16 protein-coding genes are annotated in these 18,336 nt (G+C 63.2%); 5 read left to right on the forward strand and 11 right to left on the reverse strand.

Annotated features, from left to right (window positions below):
• Positions 1-129: 129 nt before the first annotated feature.
• The 4 genes from Q9451_RS24295 to Q9451_RS24310 all read right to left on the reverse strand — a co-directional run bounded on the left by Q9451_RS24295 (position 130) and on the right by Q9451_RS24310 (position 3,944).
• Entirely contained in the window at positions 130-774 is a 645-nt protein-coding gene (locus tag Q9451_RS24295; RefSeq protein ID WP_012270949.1) for an NlpC/P60 family protein, read from the reverse strand.
• A 127-nt stretch (positions 775-901) separates the two neighbouring features.
• Positions 902-1,609, reverse strand: a complete 708-nt coding sequence (hda, locus tag Q9451_RS24300) for a DnaA regulatory inactivator Hda (protein WP_012270948.1) — start codon at positions 1,607-1,609, stop codon at positions 902-904.
• Positions 1,610-1,790: 181 nt separating this feature from the next.
• Positions 1,791-2,864 (reverse strand): AI-2E family transporter, encoded by a 1,074-nt coding sequence (locus Q9451_RS24305; protein ID WP_012270947.1) that lies wholly within the window; start codon positions 2,862-2,864, stop codon positions 1,791-1,793.
• A gap of 12 nt (positions 2,865-2,876) precedes the next feature.
• Positions 2,877-3,944: a DUF2066 domain-containing protein gene (locus tag Q9451_RS24310; RefSeq protein WP_012270946.1), complete on the reverse strand. Its 1,068-nt coding sequence runs from the start codon at positions 3,942-3,944 to the stop codon at positions 2,877-2,879.
• A gap of 255 nt (positions 3,945-4,199) precedes the next feature.
• Here Q9451_RS24310 and purM point away from each other — a divergent pair, with 255 nt between their 5' ends.
• The 4 genes from purM (at position 4,200) to Q9451_RS24330 (ending at position 7,012) form a co-directional block, all read left to right on the forward strand.
• Positions 4,200-5,258, forward strand: a complete 1,059-nt coding sequence (gene purM / locus Q9451_RS24315; RefSeq protein WP_003252437.1) for a phosphoribosylformylglycinamidine cyclo-ligase — start codon at positions 4,200-4,202, stop codon at positions 5,256-5,258.
• Positions 5,258-5,911 (forward strand): phosphoribosylglycinamide formyltransferase, encoded by a 654-nt coding sequence (gene purN, locus Q9451_RS24320; RefSeq protein WP_012270945.1) that lies wholly within the window; start codon positions 5,258-5,260, stop codon positions 5,909-5,911. Before purM ends, purN begins: the two co-directional genes overlap by 1 nt.
• 8 nt (positions 5,912-5,919) lie before the next feature.
• Positions 5,920-6,630 (forward strand): DUF3108 domain-containing protein, encoded by a 711-nt coding sequence (locus Q9451_RS24325; RefSeq protein ID WP_012270944.1) that lies wholly within the window; start codon positions 5,920-5,922, stop codon positions 6,628-6,630.
• 199 nt (positions 6,631-6,829) lie between these two features.
• On the forward strand, positions 6,830-7,012 hold the full coding sequence (locus Q9451_RS24330) for a hypothetical protein (RefSeq protein WP_012270943.1): 183 nt from the start codon (positions 6,830-6,832) through the stop codon (positions 7,010-7,012).
• Between the two features lie 46 nt (positions 7,013-7,058).
• Here the strand turns inward: Q9451_RS24330 and Q9451_RS24335 are convergent, their stop codons facing one another.
• The 7 genes from Q9451_RS24335 to Q9451_RS24365 all read right to left on the reverse strand — a co-directional run bounded on the left by Q9451_RS24335 (position 7,059) and on the right by Q9451_RS24365 (position 15,380).
• A complete protein-coding gene (locus tag Q9451_RS24335) occupies positions 7,059-7,598 on the reverse strand; it encodes a DUF2058 domain-containing protein (protein WP_012270942.1) in 540 nt (179 codons plus the stop codon).
• Between the two features lie 26 nt (positions 7,599-7,624).
• Positions 7,625-8,458, reverse strand: a complete 834-nt coding sequence (gene mazG, locus Q9451_RS24340; protein ID WP_012270941.1) for a nucleoside triphosphate pyrophosphohydrolase — start codon at positions 8,456-8,458, stop codon at positions 7,625-7,627.
• A gap of 62 nt (positions 8,459-8,520) precedes the next feature.
• On the reverse strand, positions 8,521-10,761 hold the full coding sequence (gene relA / locus Q9451_RS24345) for a GTP diphosphokinase (RefSeq protein ID WP_012270940.1): 2,241 nt from the start codon (positions 10,759-10,761) through the stop codon (positions 8,521-8,523).
• A 96-nt stretch (positions 10,762-10,857) separates the two neighbouring features.
• The gene (gene rlmD / locus Q9451_RS24350; protein WP_012270939.1) at positions 10,858-12,216 is read right to left on the reverse strand and encodes a 23S rRNA (uracil(1939)-C(5))-methyltransferase RlmD; all 1,359 of its coding nucleotides are present in this window, start codon (positions 12,214-12,216) and stop codon (positions 10,858-10,860) included.
• Entirely contained in the window at positions 12,217-13,116 is a 900-nt protein-coding gene (cysM, locus tag Q9451_RS24355; protein WP_024717686.1) for a cysteine synthase CysM, read from the reverse strand.
• 167 nt (positions 13,117-13,283) lie between these two features.
• On the reverse strand, positions 13,284-14,657 hold the full coding sequence (locus Q9451_RS24360; protein ID WP_012270937.1) for a sensor histidine kinase: 1,374 nt from the start codon (positions 14,655-14,657) through the stop codon (positions 13,284-13,286).
• A gap of 3 nt (positions 14,658-14,660) precedes the next feature.
• Entirely contained in the window at positions 14,661-15,380 is a 720-nt protein-coding gene (locus Q9451_RS24365; RefSeq protein ID WP_041166406.1) for a response regulator transcription factor, read from the reverse strand.
• Between the two features lie 194 nt (positions 15,381-15,574).
• On the opposite strand from Q9451_RS24365, the gene Q9451_RS24370 reads away from it, so the two are divergent.
• Positions 15,575-18,328: a response regulator gene (locus tag Q9451_RS24370; RefSeq protein ID WP_012270935.1), complete on the forward strand. Its 2,754-nt coding sequence runs from the start codon at positions 15,575-15,577 to the stop codon at positions 18,326-18,328.
• Positions 18,329-18,336: the final 8 nt, after the last annotated feature.

Genomic DNA, 18,336 nt, shown 5'->3' on the forward strand with positions numbered 1-18,336 from the left:
TCCTGTCTGAGACCGCTGCGCCGCAGCCGAAAAGAGTTGAGAATTTAGATTAGACGCTTTCTGTAAATGCGCACGGCGGCGAGCTTTTTTCAAAGCATCGCCGCCGCGGCAGGGTACATCATTTTGCCATCAGTTGCGCGCGATGTTGGTCGGCGCCATGGCCAAGGCTCGCTTGGCTTCGATGAAGGTCTTGCTCCAGTAGCGGTCACCGAGGCTGTCGATGCGCACACCGCCGCTGCGGCGGCTGCTGGAGTGGATGAACTGGTTGTCACCCAAGTAGATGCCAGCATGGCTTACGCGACCGCGGCCATTGGTGCTGAAGAACAGCAGGTCACCTGGCTTGAGCTTGTTGCGGGCCACTTTCGGGGCATCGACGTTGATCATTTCACGCGTGGAGCGCGGCAGGGTCATGCCCGCCTCTTCGCGGAACAGGTAGCCGATGAAGCCACTGCAGTCGAAGCCGGACTTTTCCGAGGTACCACCGAAGCGGTAGCGGGTGCCGATCAGCGACATGCCGCGCTCGAGAATGCTGTCAGCCAGCACTGGCAGCTGGTAAGGCTTGCTGCTGGAGAACGACTCCAGGTCATCTTCAGTGGCCAGCTCCTCCGGCTCGCCGAATACCGACGAGGACGAGGCTTTGGCCTTGATTGCCGATTGTGCGGCGATCGGGGTGTGATCCTGAGGCTCTGAATGAGACGCTGGGCCTTGGGCCGCGCAGCCAAAAAGCAGGGTCACGAGTGCGAGTGGCACGAGGGGTGCGAAGCGCTTCAGCATGGGCACGACCGTGTCTGTAATCCTTTAGAAGGGTGAAACTATGCCCTCTATCATGGCCATTTGCAAATTTTATCGAAAAAGATGTGACTTTTTTGTTTTGCCGCTCTGGCCCAGCGTTTTCAAGGGGTTACCAGCCCAGGGTTTCTTTCAGGAATGGGATGGTGAGCTTGCGTTGCGCCTGCAGCGAAGCCTGGTCGAGGCGTTCGAGCAGGTCGAACAGCGCACTCATGCTGCGCGCACCGCGGGTGAGGATGAAGTGACCGACTTCGTCGGTGAGGTGCAGACCACGGCGCGAAGCACGCAGTTGCAGGGCCCGCAGCTTGTCTTCGTCGGACAGGCCACGCATCTGGAATACCAGGGCCAGGGTCAGCCGCGACTTCAGGTCCGGCAGCTTCACCGGCAGTTCACGCGGTGATGCCGAGGCAGCCAGCAGCAAGCGCCGGCCACTGTCGCGCAGGCGGTTGAACAGGTGGAACATGGCTTCTTCCCAGTCAGCCTTGCCGGCGATCACGTGCAGATCGTCGATGCACACCAGTTCGTATTGGGCCAGGTAGTCGAGCAAACCTACGCCACGATCGAGCAGTTGCGCCAGTGGCAGGTAGACAGCGGGTTCGCCCCGTTGCTGGAAGCGATGAGTGGCGGCCTGCAACAGGTGGGAACGGCCAACACCCTGCTTGCCCCACAGGTAGATAAGGCTCTCGGTCCAGCCGGCGTCGGCTTCGCATAGCCGCTCGACGTAACCCAATGCCGCAGCATTGGCGCCCGGATAGTAGTTGATGAAGGTGGCGTCATCGCGCAGGCGCACACCCAGGGGCAACTGGATCGGTGGTTTCATGCTCGCGGGCGGTCTACAGGACCGCAGGGGGCCTTTGGTGAACAATGTGCAAAGTCTATACCTGCAACGCGGGGCGCACAATCTCGGCTGCAGATAGCGCAAGCAAAATCAACAAGTTGCACTACTTTCAACCGTTGCAGAGGCTGCCATGTACCGGGCGGGCAGCACGGCAGCCCCACCGTTACAAGTCAGGATCGATATCTCCCGCGTACATGTCCGACTCCTTGTACAGGTCATGCATATGCCGCAGCAACACCATGATCACCGCCGCCACCGGCAAGGCCAGCAGCACCCCGGTAAAGCCGAACAGCTCACCACCGGCCAGGATGGCGAAGATAACGGCTACCGGGTGCAGGCCAATGCGGTCCCCCACCAGTAGCGGGGTCAGCACCATGCCCTCCAGCGCCTGCCCGACCATGAACACCGCAACGATGCCCAGCATCGGGTACAGGTCGCCGCCGAACTGGAACAGGCCAGCCACCAGCGCGGCACCAATGCCAATGATGAAGCCCATGTACGGCACGATGGCAGCAAGGCCGGCGAGCATGCCGATCAGTAGGCCCAGTTCGAGCCCCACCAGCATAAGCCCGGCCGAATAGATGATGCCCAGGGCCAGCATTACCATCAGTTGCCCGCGCACGAATGCCCCCAGCACTTCATGACACTCGCCCGCCAGGCCCATCACTTGCGGCTCACGCTGGCGCGGCAGCAGGCCGCGCAGCTTGCCCATCATCAGGTCCCAATCGCGCAGCAGATAGAAGCCCACTACCGGGATCAGCACCATATTGGCCAGCCAGGCCATCAACGCCAGGCTCGAAGCGGTCGCGTGGGACAACAACATGCCAACGATATCGGTGGTCTGGCCCATGTGCGCACCGATGGCGGCCTTGATCTTGTCGAACTTCCAGAAGCCATCGGCCAGGCCCAGACGGCTCTGCGCCCAAGGCAGCGCCACCTGTTCGAGCCAGTCGAGCATCTGCGGCGCCAACTCGTACAGACGCACCAACTGCTTGGCAAGCATCGGCACCAGCACCAGCAGCAAGGCCAGCAGCACCAGGGTGAACAGGCCGAACACCACCACCACGCCCCAAGTGCGCGACAGGCCCAGGCGTTCGAGGCGATCGACCAGAGGGTCGGCCAGGTAGGCCAGCAGAATGCCGACCAGGAACGGGGTAAGAATATTGTGCAGGCTATAAAGCAGCACAGCGATAAGCAGGGCGGCACCCAGCCAGATCCAGCGACGCATGTCGGTCACGGTGTGCTCCCCTTACCAGCGAAAACGCAGGCCGTCGAACGGCTTGGGCGCAGGCTGCGCGGGCGCGGGCTGCCCGGCGACGGCATCGGCGGCTGGCGCTGGCGTAGCAGGCACTACCGGCGCCTGCTCTGCCGGCATTTCCTGCAGCTTGGCCAGGCCAAGCTGGGCGCGCAGCTGCTCACGATTGCCAGTCACCCCGTAGGTCAGGGTAGTGCCTTCGGCCATTTGCAAACGAGGGCCATACGGCTCCAGTACACGGGCCAGCTCGGCGTAGCGATGCAGGTTCATGCCCTGCACTTGCACTTGCATTTGGCTGCTGGCGCCCGGCCGGGTGACGTAGCGCGGCGCCAGGCGGCTGCTTACCGCCAGCATCACCGCATCGGCAAGAGCTGCCTGGTCCGCGCCCTCGGCACTCCCCTGCTCACGCTGGTCGCCCAGCCACAGCCGCCACTTAGCCTGCCACTTGCCGTCGGCCTCCTGGGCATGTACCGCCAGCAATGCATCGGCGCCATAGCGTTCTGAGGCTTCGCGCAGCGGCGCCGGATCGCTGCCTTCGATCTGCTTGGCATTGGCGACCAGTTGCTCCTGCAGGTCGCCCAGCGGCAAGCGCAACGGCAGGCCACGGTGCTGGGCGGCGCGACGCAGGGGCTGGGCAGTCGCCTGGCCATCACCGACCAGGTTGCTGCCTTCGACGCTGTCGTTCAGCCACCACCCCAGGATCGAGGGCCGGTTACTGCCCCACAGGGCCAGGCCAGCCTTGCGCAAAGCACGCTCGGTGCTGCCGGGGTCGAACTCGACCACCACCGACTCGGGCGGGCCGGCTTCGCTGCCCACTTGATTGATGATTTGCTGTGGGTCCTTACGCAGCTCGGCCAATGCCGGGCTTTGTACGGCCTTTGGATCGCCGGTCAGGCGTAGCACCAGCGTGTCGAGGGCGTTGACGGTGGCTGCTGTACGGGCTTCGGCACCCTGCCCGGTCACCGGCTCGCGTACCTGATAAAGGCCTGAGACATTTTCAGCCACGGCTGTGGCCGAGATCAGCGCCAGGCAACCGGCTGCCAGAATATTGAACAAACGCATGGAGGATTCCTGTCCAGTCGAGCATGAAGCTCGCTACTTGCAGCTTATACACATGCAACCGCATCAACCACCCTCGGCCCTTTTTCAACAATTTACCGCCCTGCCCGTCGGCCTGAGGATGGCCGCTGCCCGGCAACCCTGATAAAATCGCGCGCCTTCACAGACCACTGACGTTTCAGGCAGCCGCCGCTTACCCGCCGGCCTTGGCCGTCATGGTCGTTTTTAAGAATCCCTCCCTCCTAAAGGCCTGGATCAATGAGCAAGCAACCCTCCCTGAGCTACAAGGACGCCGGTGTAGACATCGACGCCGGCGAAGCACTGGTCGAACGCATCAAGGGCGTGGCAAAACGCACCGCACGCCCTGAAGTCATGGGTGGCCTGGGTGGCTTCGGCGCCCTTTGCGAGATCCCGGCTGGCTACAAGCAGCCGGTGCTGGTCTCCGGCACCGACGGCGTCGGCACCAAGCTGCGCCTGGCATTGAACCTGAACAAGCACGACAGCATTGGCCAGGACCTGGTCGCCATGTGCGTCAACGACCTGGTGGTATGCGGCGCCGAGCCGCTGTTCTTCCTGGACTACTACGCCACTGGCAAGCTGAACGTTGACGTGGCTGCCACCGTGGTCACCGGCATTGGCGCCGGTTGCGAACTGGCCGGCTGCTCGCTGGTCGGTGGTGAAACCGCCGAAATGCCTGGCATGTACGAAGGCGAAGACTACGACCTGGCCGGTTTCTGCGTCGGCGTGGTGGAAAAGGCCGAAATCATCGATGGCTCCAAGGTTGCCACTGGCGACGCACTGATCGCTCTGCCGTCCTCGGGCCCGCACTCCAACGGCTACTCGCTGATCCGCAAGATCCTCGAAGTGTCGGCTACCGACATCGAAAACACCCAGCTGGACGGCAAGCCGCTGACCGACCTGCTGATGGCGCCGACCCGCATCTACGTCAAGCCGCTGCTGCAACTGATCAAGAACACTGGCGCAGTCAAGGCCATGGCCCACATCACCGGTGGCGGCCTGTTGGACAACATCCCGCGCGTGCTGCCGAAAAACGCCCAGGCCGTGGTTGACGTGGCCAGCTGGCAGCGCCCTGCGGTATTCGACTTCCTGCAGGAAAAAGGCAACGTCGACGAGCACGAAATGCACCGTGTGCTGAACTGCGGCGTGGGCATGGTCATCTGCGTCGCCCAGGACCAGGTCGAAGCGGCCCTGAACGAACTGCGCGCCGCCGGTGAACAGCCATGGGTGATCGGCCACATCGCCGAAGCCGCCGAAGGCGCCGCCCAGGTCGAGCTGCAGAACCTCAAGGCACACTGATGCCGAGCAAGACCTGCAATGTAGTGGTACTGCTGTCGGGCTCCGGCAGCAACCTGCAAGCCCTGATCGACAGCTGCCAAGGCCAGGACAGCCCGGTGCGCATCCGTGCGGTGGTTTCCAACCGCGCCGATGCCTACGGCCTGCAACGCGCCACGGCAGCGGGCATCGAAGGTGCCGTGCTTGACCACACCCAGTTCGACGGCCGTGAAGCTTTCGATGCCGCCTTGATGGCGCGCATCGACGGCTTTGCGCCGGACCTGGTGGTGCTGGCCGGCTTCATGCGCATCCTCAGCGGCGGCTTCGTGCGCCACTATCAGGGCCGCCTGCTCAACATCCACCCGTCGTTGCTGCCCAAGTACAAGGGCCTGCATACCCACCGCCGGGCGCTGGAAGCAGGCGACGCCGAGCATGGCTGCAGCGTACACTTCGTGACTGAGGAACTCGATGGCGGCCCACTGGTCGTACAGGCTGTGGTACCGGTGGCGTCTGACGACACCGTCGAAAGCCTGGCCCAACGGGTACACCGTCAGGAACACCTGATCTACCCGCTGGCGGTGCGCTGGTTCGCTGAAGGGCGCTTGCGTCTTGGCGAACAGGGCGCATTACTGGACGGCCAGCCACTGGCGGCCAGCGGTCACTTGATTCGATCCTAGGAGAATTTATGCGTCGCGCCCTGCTCTTGGCTCTCGCCGTGCTCGCCCTGCCCCTCCAGGCAGCTGATCTGAAGCCCTTCTCGGCCAGCTACACCGCCGACTGGAAGCAGCTGCCCATGAGCGGTACCGCCGAGCGCAGCCTGGTCAAAAATGCCAACGGTACCTGGGACCTTAATTTCAAGGCCTCCATGATGATCGCCAGCCTGACCGAGCAAAGCACCCTGCGCCTGGAAAACGACACCCTACTGCCGCAGAAGTATCACTTCGAGCGCGGCGGCCTGGGCAAGGCCAAGAAGGTCGACCTGAACTTCGACTGGAGCGCCAAGAAGGTCACCGGCAGCGACCGTGGCGATGCCGTGAGCCTGCCGCTGAACCGCGGCGTGCTGGACAAGTCGTCCTACCAGCTGGCCCTGCAGCATGACGTGGCCGCCGGCAAGAAGAGCATGACTTACCAGGTGGTTGACGGTGACGAGATCGACACCTACGACTTCCGCGTGCTGGGCACCGAAAAGGTCACAACCAAGACCGGCCAGGTCGATGCGGTCAAGGTCGAGCGTGTGCGTGATCCAAGCCAGAGCAAGCGCATCACCGAGCTGTGGTTCGCCAAGAACTGGGACTACCTGCTGGTGCAACTGCGCCAGGTAGAAACCGATGGCAAGGAATATGTGATCGTGCTGCAAGATGGCACGGTGGATGGCAAGTCGGTGAAGGGTAACTGAGCCAGCGCCGCCTGCTGTACCCGAAGCCCCGCCCAGTGCGGGGCTTTTTCATGCCCGGCCGAAAGCAACCCTTGTGGGAGCGCTCTGGCTTTCATGAAACTTGTTTCATGCCCGTTTTATTTACTTAGCCTGCTAACAAACTCTATAAAGAGGGTGTGCGACACACTGTCGCAGCCATCTGAAGAAGTGGAGTTTACCGATGACTGTCCAAGTAACCGAACGCGACGAATCGAAAATGTCCCACGAAGGCCTGGCCGCTGGCGTGCGGATCTGGGATGTGCACCAACAAGGCCAGCTGGTGGGCATGTTCCATAATGAGCATGAAGCACACCAATACCGTGTAGAGCTGGAAGACCTGGAAAACCAGCGCACCACGCAATGACCCAGTCTTCAAATGGAAAACCCCGCCAAGGCGGGGTTTTTCGTTTTTACCACATCAGATCATCAGGGATCTTGTAGGCCGCGTACGGGTCATCTTCGTCCGCTTCCTCGACATGGGTATTGAGCAACAGGATACGGCTTGGGTCGCGCTCCTGGATTTTCACCGCCGCCTCACGAGGAATGATCTCGTAACCGCCGGCATGGGCGACCACGGCAAGCGCGCCGTTGCTCAGCTTGGTTCGCATCAAGGCGTTGACCGCAATACGCTTGACCTTCTTGTCGTCGACGAAGTTGTAGTAGTCCTCAGTGTTCAGCTTGGGCAGGCGGGTGGCTTCGATCAGTTGCTTGACCTGCGCGGCACGGGCCTTCTGCTCGGCCTTTTCCTGCTGCTGGCGATTCAGCTCCTGGTCGCGCTTGACCTTTTCGGCCATGGCTTCCTTGGCTATGCGCTGCTGGCTGTCGTCGACTTCGACCTGGCCTTTGTGCTCCATGCGCTTCTGTTTCTTTTCAGCTTTGTTGGTCTGCGAGACCTGTTTCTGGTTGACCAGACCGGCTTTGAGCAATTGGTCGCGAAGGGAAAGGCTCATGAATGTTCACTCACTTATGCAACAGCTCAGCCGCAGCTGGGCAGGTTCTTTTCCTGACGTTTGGCCTCACCCCAAAGGGCGTCCAGCTCGTCAAGGTTACAATCTTCAATGGGGCGGCCACTGTCGCGCAATGCCTGTTCGATAAAACGGAAGCGTCGCTCGAACTTGCGATTGGCGCGGCGCAGGGCGTTTTCCGGGTCGTGCTTGAGGTGGCGAGCCAGGTTGACCGCGGCGAACAGCAAGTCACCCACTTCATCTTCCAGGGCATCGGCATCGCCATCAGCCATGGCCTGCAGCACCTCATCCAGCTCTTCACGGACTTTGTCCAGCACCGGCAATGCCGCCGGCCAATCGAAACCGACCGTGGCCGCGCGTTTTTGCAGTTTGGCTGCCCGCGACAGCGCCGGCAAGGCTGCCGGCACGTCGTCGAGCAGCGACAGCTGTTCGGGCTGGGCTTTTTCCGCGCGCTCTTCGGCCTTGATTTCTTCCCAACGCGACTTGACCTGGGCCTCGCTCAAGCTGGGGGTATCCACCGGCGCGTACAGCTCGCCGGTGGGGAATACATGCGGGTGGCGGCGGATGAGCTTGCGGGTGATGCTGTCGACCACGCCCGCGAACTCAAAACGCCCCTCCTCCCGGGCCAGCTGGCTGTAATAGACCACCTGGAACAGCAAGTCGCCCAGCTCACCTTGCAGGTGCTCGAAATCGCCCCGCTCGATGGTGTCAGCGACCTCGTAGGCTTCTTCGATGGTGTGCGGGACAATACTCGCGTAGTTCTGCTTCAGGTCCCATGGGCAGCCGTACTGCGGGTCGCGCAGACGGGCCATGAGGTGCAGCAGGTCTTCGAGGGTGTAGGTCATGTAAACAGGTCCTTCGGCGGTGGCTTCTTCGCGGGCGAACCCGCGAAGCAGGCGACGCAGTCTCAAGGGGTACGATTACGCCGCGTCTCGATGATGTTCGGCAGCTGCGAGATCCGCCCCAGCAGGCGACCCAGCGCGTCCAGGCCTGGAATCTCGATGGTCAGCGACATCAGCGCGGTGTTGTCTTCCTTGTTCGAGCGGGTGTTCACCGCCAATACGTTGATCTTTTCGTTCAACAGCACCTGCGACACGTCGCGCAGCAGGCCCGGGCGGTCGTAGGCACGGATGACGATGTCGACCGGGTAGGTCTGCACCGGGATCGGCCCCCAGCTCACTTGGATCATGCGCTCCGGCTCCTTGCCTGCCAGTTGCAGCACCGAGGCGCAGTCCTGGCGGTGAATGCTCACGCCACGGCCCTGGGTGATGTAGCCGACGATGGCATCGCCCGGCAGCGGCTGGCAGCAACCAGCCATCTGCGTCAGCAGGTTGCCGACACCCTGGATCTGGATGTCGCCACGCTTGCCGGTACGAGGCCCGGTTGGCTTGCGCGGCACCAGCTCGATCTGCTCGATGCGCTCGGGCTCCAGCAACTGCTGGGCGGCATTGACCAGGTGCGCCAGGCGCAGGTCGCCAGCACCGAGCGAGGCGAACATGTCCTCGGCGGTCTTGACGTTGGTCTTCTCGGCCAGGCGTTCGAAGTCCACTTGCGGCAGGCCCAGGCGGCTGAGCTCGCGCTCGAGCAAGGTCTTGCCGGCAGCGACGTTCTGGTCGCGCGCCTGCAGCTTGAACCAGTGGACGATCTTGGCCCGCGCTCGCGAGGTGGTGACGTAGCCCAGGTTGGAGTTCAACCAGTCACGGCTGGGGTTGCCATGCTTGCTGGTGATGATCTCCACCTGCTCGCCGGTTTGCAGGCTGTAGTTCAGCGGCACGATACGGCCGTTGATCTTCGCGCCCCGGCAGTTGTGGCCGATCTCGGTATGCACGCGGTAGGCGAAGTCCAGTGGCGTGGCGCCCTTGGGCAGGTCGATGGCGTGGCCGTCAGGGGTGAACACATAGACCCGGTCGGGCTCGATGTCGACCCGCAACTGCTCGGCCAGGCCACCGATGTCGCCCAGCTCTTCATGCCATTCCAGCACCTGACGCAGCCAGGAGATCTTCTCTTCATAGTGGTTGGAGCTGGGCTTGACGTCGGTGCCCTTGTAGCGCCAGTGGGCGCACACCCCAAGCTCGGCTTCTTCGTGCATGCCGTGGGTACGGATCTGCACCTCCAGCACCTTGCCCTCGGGGCCGATTACCGCTGTGTGCAGCGAGCGGTAGCCGTTCTCCTTGGGGTTGGCGATGTAGTCGTCGAACTCCTTGGGAATGTGCCGCCACAAGGTATGCACGATACCCAACGCGGTGTAGCAGTCGCGAATTTCCGGCACCAGCACACGCACTGCACGCACGTCGTAGATCTGGCTGAATTCCAGGCCTTTGCGCTGCATCTTGCGCCAGATCGAATAGATATGTTTCGCCCGGCCGCTGATGTCGGCGTTCACACCGGTGGCCAGCAGCTCGTTCTGCAGTTGGTTCATCACGTCGCTGATGAAGCGCTCGCGGTCCAACCGGCGCTCGTGCAACAGCTTGGCGATCTGTTTGTACTGGTCGGGTTCGAGGTAGCGGAAGGACAGGTCTTCCAGCTCCCACTTGATGTGGCCGATACCCAGGCGGTGCGCAAGCGGTGCATAGATGTCGAACACCTCACGCGCGACGCGCAGGCGTTTTTCGTCGTCGGCGGCCTTGACCGCACGGATTGCGCAGGTGCGTTCGGCCAGCTTGATCAATGCCACCCGCACGTCGTCGACCATGGCCACGAGCATCTTGCGCAGGTTCTCGACCTGCGCCTGCGAGCCCAGTACCAGCGACTGGCGTGGGCTGAGGCTGGCACTGATAGCGGCCATGCGCAGCACGCCGTCGATCAGCTTGGACACGACCGGGCCAAAACGCTGGCTGACTTCGGCCAGGGTAACTTTGCCCTCGCGCACCGAGCGGTAGATGACCGCTGCCACCAGGGAATCCTGGTCGAGCTTGAGATCGGCGAGAATTTCGGCGATTTCCAGGCCCGCCTGGAAGCTCGACGTACCGTCCGCCCAGGAATGCTTGGCCGGGTTGCCCTTTTTCTCTACTTCATGAGCAAACTCGCAGGCTTCTTTCAGCGCTGCGCGATCCAGTGCCGAATCGACGCTTACCACATGGTCCAACCATGCTTCGAGATTGATACTGCCGTCAGTGTTGACCGGCTGGTGCACTCTCACCTGTACCATCTTTGTTATACCTTTCCATACAGCGCACCACGCGGGTGCGCTGGCGATCACCGTGCGGCCGCCATTCCATGGCAACCGCACCAAGGGGCCAGTCAGCTAGCCCGCTTCGAATAACGCCATGGCCTCGACATGCGCCGTCTGAGGAAACATGTCGAGAATCCCGGCCCTTTTTAACCGGTACCCCTGACCGACCAGCACCTGGGCGTCTCGCGCCAGCGTGGCCGGGTTGCACGATACATAGACCAGCCTGCTGGCCTTGAGGCGGGCGATGCCTTGCACCACCTCGAAAGCACCGTCGCGCGGTGGATCCAAGAGTACCGCAGAAAAGCCCTCGGCGGCCCATCCGGTGCCTGCCAAAGGCTGCGATAAATCGGCCTGAAAAAACCGTGCGTTATGCACATTGTTGTTCCGGGCATTGGCTGCTGCCCGATCGACCATGGCCTGCACACCTTCTACTGCCACCACCTCGCGCGCCTGGCGGGCCAGCGGCAGGGCGAAGTTGCCCAGGCCACAGAACAGGTCCAGCACGCGCTCGTCGGCCTGTGGTGCGAGCCAGGCCAAGGCCTGCTCGATCATGGCCGTGTTGACCTGGGCATTCACTTGCACGAAGTCGCCAGGGCGCCAGGCCAGTTCCAGCTGCCAGGGCGCCAGGGCAAAGCCCAGTTGCGCGGCCGGGTCCACGGGTGCCGGCTCACCTTCGCCTTGCAACCACAGCTGGGCATTGGCCTGCTCGCAGAACGCCTGCAGCCTGGCCAGGTCCTCGGCCGGTAGCGGCGCCACGTGGCGCACCAGCACCGCCTCGGCAGTGCCGCTGAATAGCTCCACATGGCCTAGCGCCTGCGGTTTGTTCAACGAGCGCAGCACCGTCGGCAAGTGCCGCAGAATCGACTGCAAGGGCTGTACCAGCACAGCGCAATCATCGATGGCAATGATGTCCTGGCTGGCTTCGGCACGGAAGCCTACCTCCAGTTGACGCGCCTTGATGTCCCAGCGTACGGCCACGCGAGCCCGGCGCCGGTAGCCGAATTCCGGCCCGCTCAAGGGGGCGGCCCATTCCTCGGGCTGCACGCCGGCTACCCGCTGCAGTTGCTCAGCCAGGGTGCGCTGCTTGAGCGCCAGCTGCGCTTGGTGCGGCAGATGCTGCAGGTTGCAGCCACCACAGCGGTCGTAGTAGCGGCACGGCGCCTCACGGCGCTCGGGGCTTGCCTGCAGCAAACGCTCGAGGCGGGCCTCGACCACTTTGCCACGGGCATTGAGCACGCGCGCCTCCACGGCCTCGCCGGCCAGGGCACCACTGACGAACCAAGTGCGCCCTTCGTGGAACGCGATGCCACGGCCGTCACCGGCCAGGCGCTCGATGTCCAGGCGTTGTTTCTTGCCTACGGGAATCTGGGCGCTGCGGTTGCCGCCGGTCGGCTGGAAGCGCAGGCCACTGTTGGTTTTTTTCTTGGACATTTAGCTCGGGTCAAACAGGCCGGTGGACAGGTAACGGTCGCCACGGTCGCAGATGATCGCGACCATCACGGCATTTTCCACTTCGCGGGACAGGCGCAGCATGGCAGCGACCGCACCACCGGAGGACACACCGCAGAAAATGCCCTCTTCACGGGCAAGGCGACGGGTGGTGTCTTCGGCTTCCTGCTGCGACATGTCGACCACACGGTCGACGCGGGTGGCGTCGAAGATCTTTGGCAGGTATTCCTCGGGCCAGCGGCGGATACCTGGAATGGCCGAGCCTTCCATCGGTTGCAGGCCGATGATCTGCACCGCCGGGTTTTGCTCCTTGAGGTACTGCGAGCAGCCCATGATGGTGCCGGTGGTGCCCATGGAGCTGACGAAATGGGTAATGCTGCCCTGGGTCTGCTGCCAGATCTCGGGCCCGGTGCTGTTGTAGTGGGCAATTGGGTTGTCGCCGTTGGCGAACTGATCGAGCACCAGGCCACGACCTTCGGCCTGCAGCTTCTCGGCCAGGTCGCGGGCGCCTTCCATGCCCTCCTCCTTGGTCACCAGGATCAGCTCGGCGCCATAGGCGGTCATGGCGGCCTTGCGCTCGGCAGTGGAGTTGTCGGGCATGATCAGGATCATCTTGTAGCCCTTGATCGCCGCCGCCATCGCCAGGGCGATGCCGGTGTTACCGGATGTGGCTTCGATCAGGGTGTCGCCAGGCTTGATCTGCCCACGCAGTTCGGCGCGGGTGATCATCGACAGCGCCGGGCGGTCCTTCACCGAGCCGGCAGGATTGTTACCTTCGAGCTTGAGCAGGAGGGTGTTGCTGGTTTCACCAGCAATGCGCTGCAGGCGAACCAGGGGCGTATTGCCGACGCAATCGGCGATGGTTGGGTACTGCAAGGTCATGGCGTATTTCACAATCCGGACGGCAGGGGCGCCTATCATACCGGCAAACCCTCCGTGGCCATATCACGCAATCTGTGGTGCATATAGCTACAAGCTATAAGCTATAAGCTGCGACCTGTGCCAGCCTTTTCGCGGGTAAACCCGCGCCCACAGGGATTGGGCTGCCTTCAGGTGAAATGTGGTACCCGCGAAGAGGCCGATACATGTGACGGCAAACGCATCCACAGCCGCAACCCATGCTTGCCATTCTGCGCCCACAAGGTCCCACCCTGGCGCTGGATGGCGCTGCGGGCAATGCTCAGCCCCAGGCCAAAACCACCATCCCCCGGTCGCGAGCCATCCAGCCGCGAGAACGGCGCGAAGATCCTCTCCAGGTCTTCTTCGGCCACCCCGCCGCCCTCATCCTCCAGCCACAACCACCAATAGCTACCCTCACGCTGCCCGCCCAACCGCACGACACCCTCGGCCGGTGAATGGCGGATGGCATTGCGCAGCATGTTCTCCAGCGCCTGGGCCAGGTGGTTGAGGTTGCCCTGCACCCAGCAGTCGGCCGGCACTTCGCAGCGCAAGCGGGCAGGCGACCAGCCGCTTTCATAGCAGGCATTCTCAGCCAGCAGCTCCCAAAGCGCGTGCACTTCGATCGGTTCCAGGTTCATCGGCGCACGTTCGGCGTCCTGCCAGGCCAACTGCAGGGTGCCCTCCACCAGCTGCTGCATGCAGTCCACCTCACGGGTCAGGCGCTCACGCAGGCGTTGCAGGTCGGTTTCGCCGTCGCAAGCGACCCGCAACCGGCTCAGCGGCGTGCGCATTTCGTGGGACAAGTCGCGCAGCAACTGCTGCTGCATGGCCACCGTGCCCTGTAGCCGCTCGGCCATCTGGTCGAAGGCACGGGCCAGCTCGCCCAGCTCGTCGTGCCGGGCGATGGTGCGCGAGTCCAGGCGTGCCGACAGCTGATCGGCGCGCCAGGCATTGGCCTGCTCGCGCAGCTGGTTCAGCGGCACGATCAACATCCGGTACAGGCCCACGCACAGCAACAAGGTGAACAGACCGGGGATGATGCCGTTGGTGACAATGCGCCACAGCAAGCGGTACTGGTCCGGGTTGAACCGCTGTGGCAGCTCGATCACCAGCATGCCCTGCTCCGGCGCCCCCGGGAAGGGTATGCGCACCCACGGCTGGTCGACGCTGCGCCGGCTCATCGGCCAGTCGACACCGCGCAGGCGGGTCAGCCGCTGCATGATCTGCGGGTTGAGGGTAGCGCTGTCGAGCGGCCGCAGGTTGATGTCGAGCACGCCCACCCAGCCCCGTTCACGCTGATGCATCGCCGCCACCCACTGGTCCAGCCCCGCCCGCCCACCGCTGCGCCAGGCCTGTTCAGCCTCGCCGGCGTAGCCCCGCAATGCCTGCCGGGCCGGCTCCGATAGGAAGGCATTCTGGGTTTCCATGTGCCGGCCCCAGGTGTAACTGAGGCCGATCATCAGCAGGCAGAAACCCACCAGCAAAATGGCGAGTTTCCAGAACAGCGAGTGGCGATCCAGCATGGCTCACTCCGCCTCGCTGGCGCTGAGCACATAACCCTTGCCCCACACGGTGCGTATCTGTCGTTCGTGGTAGCCGATACCCTTGAGCTTGCGACGGATCTGGCTGACGTGCATGTCCAGGCTGCGGTCATGCCGCGAATAGCCGCGCTGCAACACCTGCTGGTACAGAAACGGTTTGCTCAGGACCTCTTCGAGGTTGCGGTTAAGGATGTCCAACAACCGGAACTCGCTGGGGGTCAAGCCTGCCAGATGGCCATCCAGGCGCACATCGCATAGCCCCTCATCGAACTCCAGCTCACCGCAGCCAGCCTGCTCCAATGGAGCTTGATAGCGCCGCTCAAGGGCCACGCGGCGCAGAATCGCCTCGATGCGCACCTGCAACTCGGCCATGCTGAACGGCTTGGGCAGGTAATCGTCGGCCCCTCGCTGAAAGCCGCTGATACGGTCGGCCTCGGCCCCCAGCGCCGACATCAGGATCACCGGTGTGGCGCTACGCTTGCGCAATTGCGCCAGGGCATCCAGGCCATTGAGCCCCGGCAGCAGGATGTCCATGAGCACCACATCGAAGATTTGGCGACCCGCTGTTTCCAAACCCTCCAGGCCATTACGGCACCAGGTGACCTGAAAACCACCCCGTTGCAGCTCTTCGTGCAGATAGGCACCCAGGACCGGGTCGTCCTCGATGGCGAGGATATTGGAGTTGTGAATAGCTACAGGATTCATTGGCAACTGCCATGCATTCTCAATTGTGCAATTATTGAGCATCCACCGCCTGCCAGGCAACCGCCCTGCGACCAATGCCCCGGCAATGCTGCAAATCAGCTATTGAAAGAGGTGCAATGGTGCGGCAGGCGGAGTAACTTCGCGGCTTGACCGTCACCACCTGACGGCTACCAGGCACATCACAGGAGGCGAGTGTGCTCGATCGTTTGGGAATTCGCAGCCGGGTACTGCTGCTGGCACTGCTGCCGGCCGGCTTGATGGCCCTGGTGCTGGGCAGTTACTTCACCTGGCTGCAACAGAACGACCTGCGCACCCAGTTGCTGCAGCGCGGCAAGATGATCGCCGAACAACTGGCGCCACTGGCAGCACCTGCCATGGCCCGGCTTGCGCCTGCGCAACTGGAACGCATTGCCGCACAAACCCTGGAGCAGGCCGATGTGCGCGCCGTCGCCTTCCTGGCCCCGGACCGCACGCGCCTGGCCCACGCCGGCCCGAGCATGCTCAACCTGCCACCCAGCGGCGGGACCGGCACGCAACTGCTGCAGCGCAGTGGCAATGACGCCACCCGCTACCTGATGCCGGTGTTCGGCCACCACCGCGACCTGGCCACCGATGCCGTGCCGGCCGAAGCCGAGCGCCTGCTGGGCTGGGTAGAGATCGAGCTGTCGCACGACGGCACGCTGCTGCGCGGCTACCGCAACCTGTTCACCAGCCTGTTGCTGATCTTCGCCTGCCTGGTCCTCAGCGGCCTGCTGGCGCTGCGCATGAGCCGCACCATCAACGACCCCATCGAACGCATCAAGCACGCGGTCAACCAGCTCAAGGACGGCCACCTCGAAGAACGCCTGCCGGCCATGGGCAGCCATGAGCTGGACGAGCTGGCTCGCGGTATCAACCGCATGGCCGAAACCCTGCAAAACGCCCACGAAGAACTGCAGCACAGCATCGATCAGGCCACCGAGGACGTGCGCCAGAACCTGGAAACCATCGAAATCCAGAACATCGAGCTTGATATGGCGCGCAAGGAAGCCCTTGAAGCCAGCCGTATCAAGTCAGAATTCCTGGCCAACATGAGCCACGAGATCCGTACCCCGCTCAACGGCATCCTCGGCTTCACCCACTTGCTGCAAAAAAGCGAGATGACGCCGCGCCAGCTGGACTACTTGAGCACCATCGAGAAGTCCGCCGACAACCTGCTGGGGATCATCAACGAGATCCTCGACTTCTCCAAGATCGAGGCCGGCAAGCTGGTGCTCGACAGCATTCCGTTCAACCTGCGCGACCTGATCCAGGACACCCTGACCATCCTTGCCCCGGCCGCCCACGCCAAGCAGTTGGAATTGCTCAGCCTGATCTACCGCGACACGCCGTCCTCGCTGATCGGCGACCCGTTGCGGCTCAAGCAGATCCTCACCAACCTGGTCAGCAACGCCATCAAGTTCACCCGCGAAGGCACGATCGTGGTGCGCGCCATGCTCGACGACGAGCACGAAGACCACGCGCAACTGCGCATCAGTGTGCAGGACACCGGCATCGGCCTGTCGCCGCAGGATGTGCGCACACTGTTCCAGGCCTTCAGCCAGGCCGACAACTCGCTGGCCCGGCAGCCGGGTGGCACTGGCCTGGGGCTGGTGATTTCCAAGCGCCTGATCGAGCAGATGGGCGGCGAAATCGGTGTCGACAGCACTCCGGGTGAAGGTTCGCAGTTCTGGATCAGCCTCAACCTGCCCAAGGCTCACGACGATGTCGAGGAGCTTCCGCTGCAGCCACTACTGGGCCGCCGCGCAGCCATTGTCGATGGCCACGAACTGGCGCGCCAGGCGCTGGAGCACCAGCTGGAAGACTGCGGCCTCAGCGTGAGCCTGTTCGCCTCCTACGACCAATTGCTGCATGGGGTGCAGGCCGCCAGCCAAGCCGGCCTGCCGTTCGAGTTCGCCGTGCTCGGGGCCAACCTGGGCAACCTGTCGCCCGAGCAACTGGGCCACTATCACCAGCAGCTTGAGCGTTACCATTGCCAATGCGTGGTGCTGTGCCCGACCACCGAGCAGGCGCTGTACCACCCGTACCTGCCCAACGGCCATGGCCAGTTGCTGTCCAAGCCCACCTGCACCCGCAAGCTGCGGCGCCTATTGCTGGAGCTGGTGCAGCCGCGTCGACCGCTGGCCGAGGTGAACAACGTCAACGGCCAGCGCCAGCCGAAAATACTCTGCGTCGACGACAATGCCGCCAACCTGCTGCTGGTGCAGACCCTGCTCGAAGACCTGGGTGCTGAGGTGCTGGCCGTCGACAATGGTTATGCTGCGGTACAGGCCGTGCAGGATGAGCCGTTCGACCTGGTGCTGATGGACGTGCAGATGCCTGGCATGGACGGCCGCGCCTGCACCGAACAGATCCGCCTGTGGGAAAACACCCAAAGCGGCAACCCGCTGCCGATCGTCGCCCTCACGGCCCATGCCATGGCCAACGAAAAGCGCGCGTTGCTGCACGGCGGCATGGATGACTACCTGACCAAACCGATCAGCGAACGGCAACTGGCCCAGGTGGTGATGAAATGGACCGGCCTGAGCCTCGGTGCACCGCACCAGGCGCAGGCCGAGTTGCCGGCCAACGGCGATGAACTGAAGGTGCTCGACCCGGAAGAGGGCCTGCGCCTGGCCGCTGGCAAGGCAGACCTGGCGGCCGACATGCTGAGCATGCTGCTGGCCTCGCTGGATGCCGACCGCGAAGCCATACGCGCTGCCCGCGAGGCCAATGACCGCGAAGGGCTGATCGAGCAGGTGCACCGTCTGAACGGCGCCTCGCGCTATTGCGGCGTGCCGCAGTTGCGGGCAGCGTGCCAGCGCAGCGAGACGTTGTTGAAGCAGGACAATCCGCAGGCGCAGCAGGCCCTGGATGAACTGGACAGTGCGATCGGCCGGCTGGCTGCGCAGGCGCGGCTGAGCGCCTGAGTGCCTGG

The sequence above is a fragment of the Pseudomonas sp. NY8896 genome (assembly GCF_039634505.1).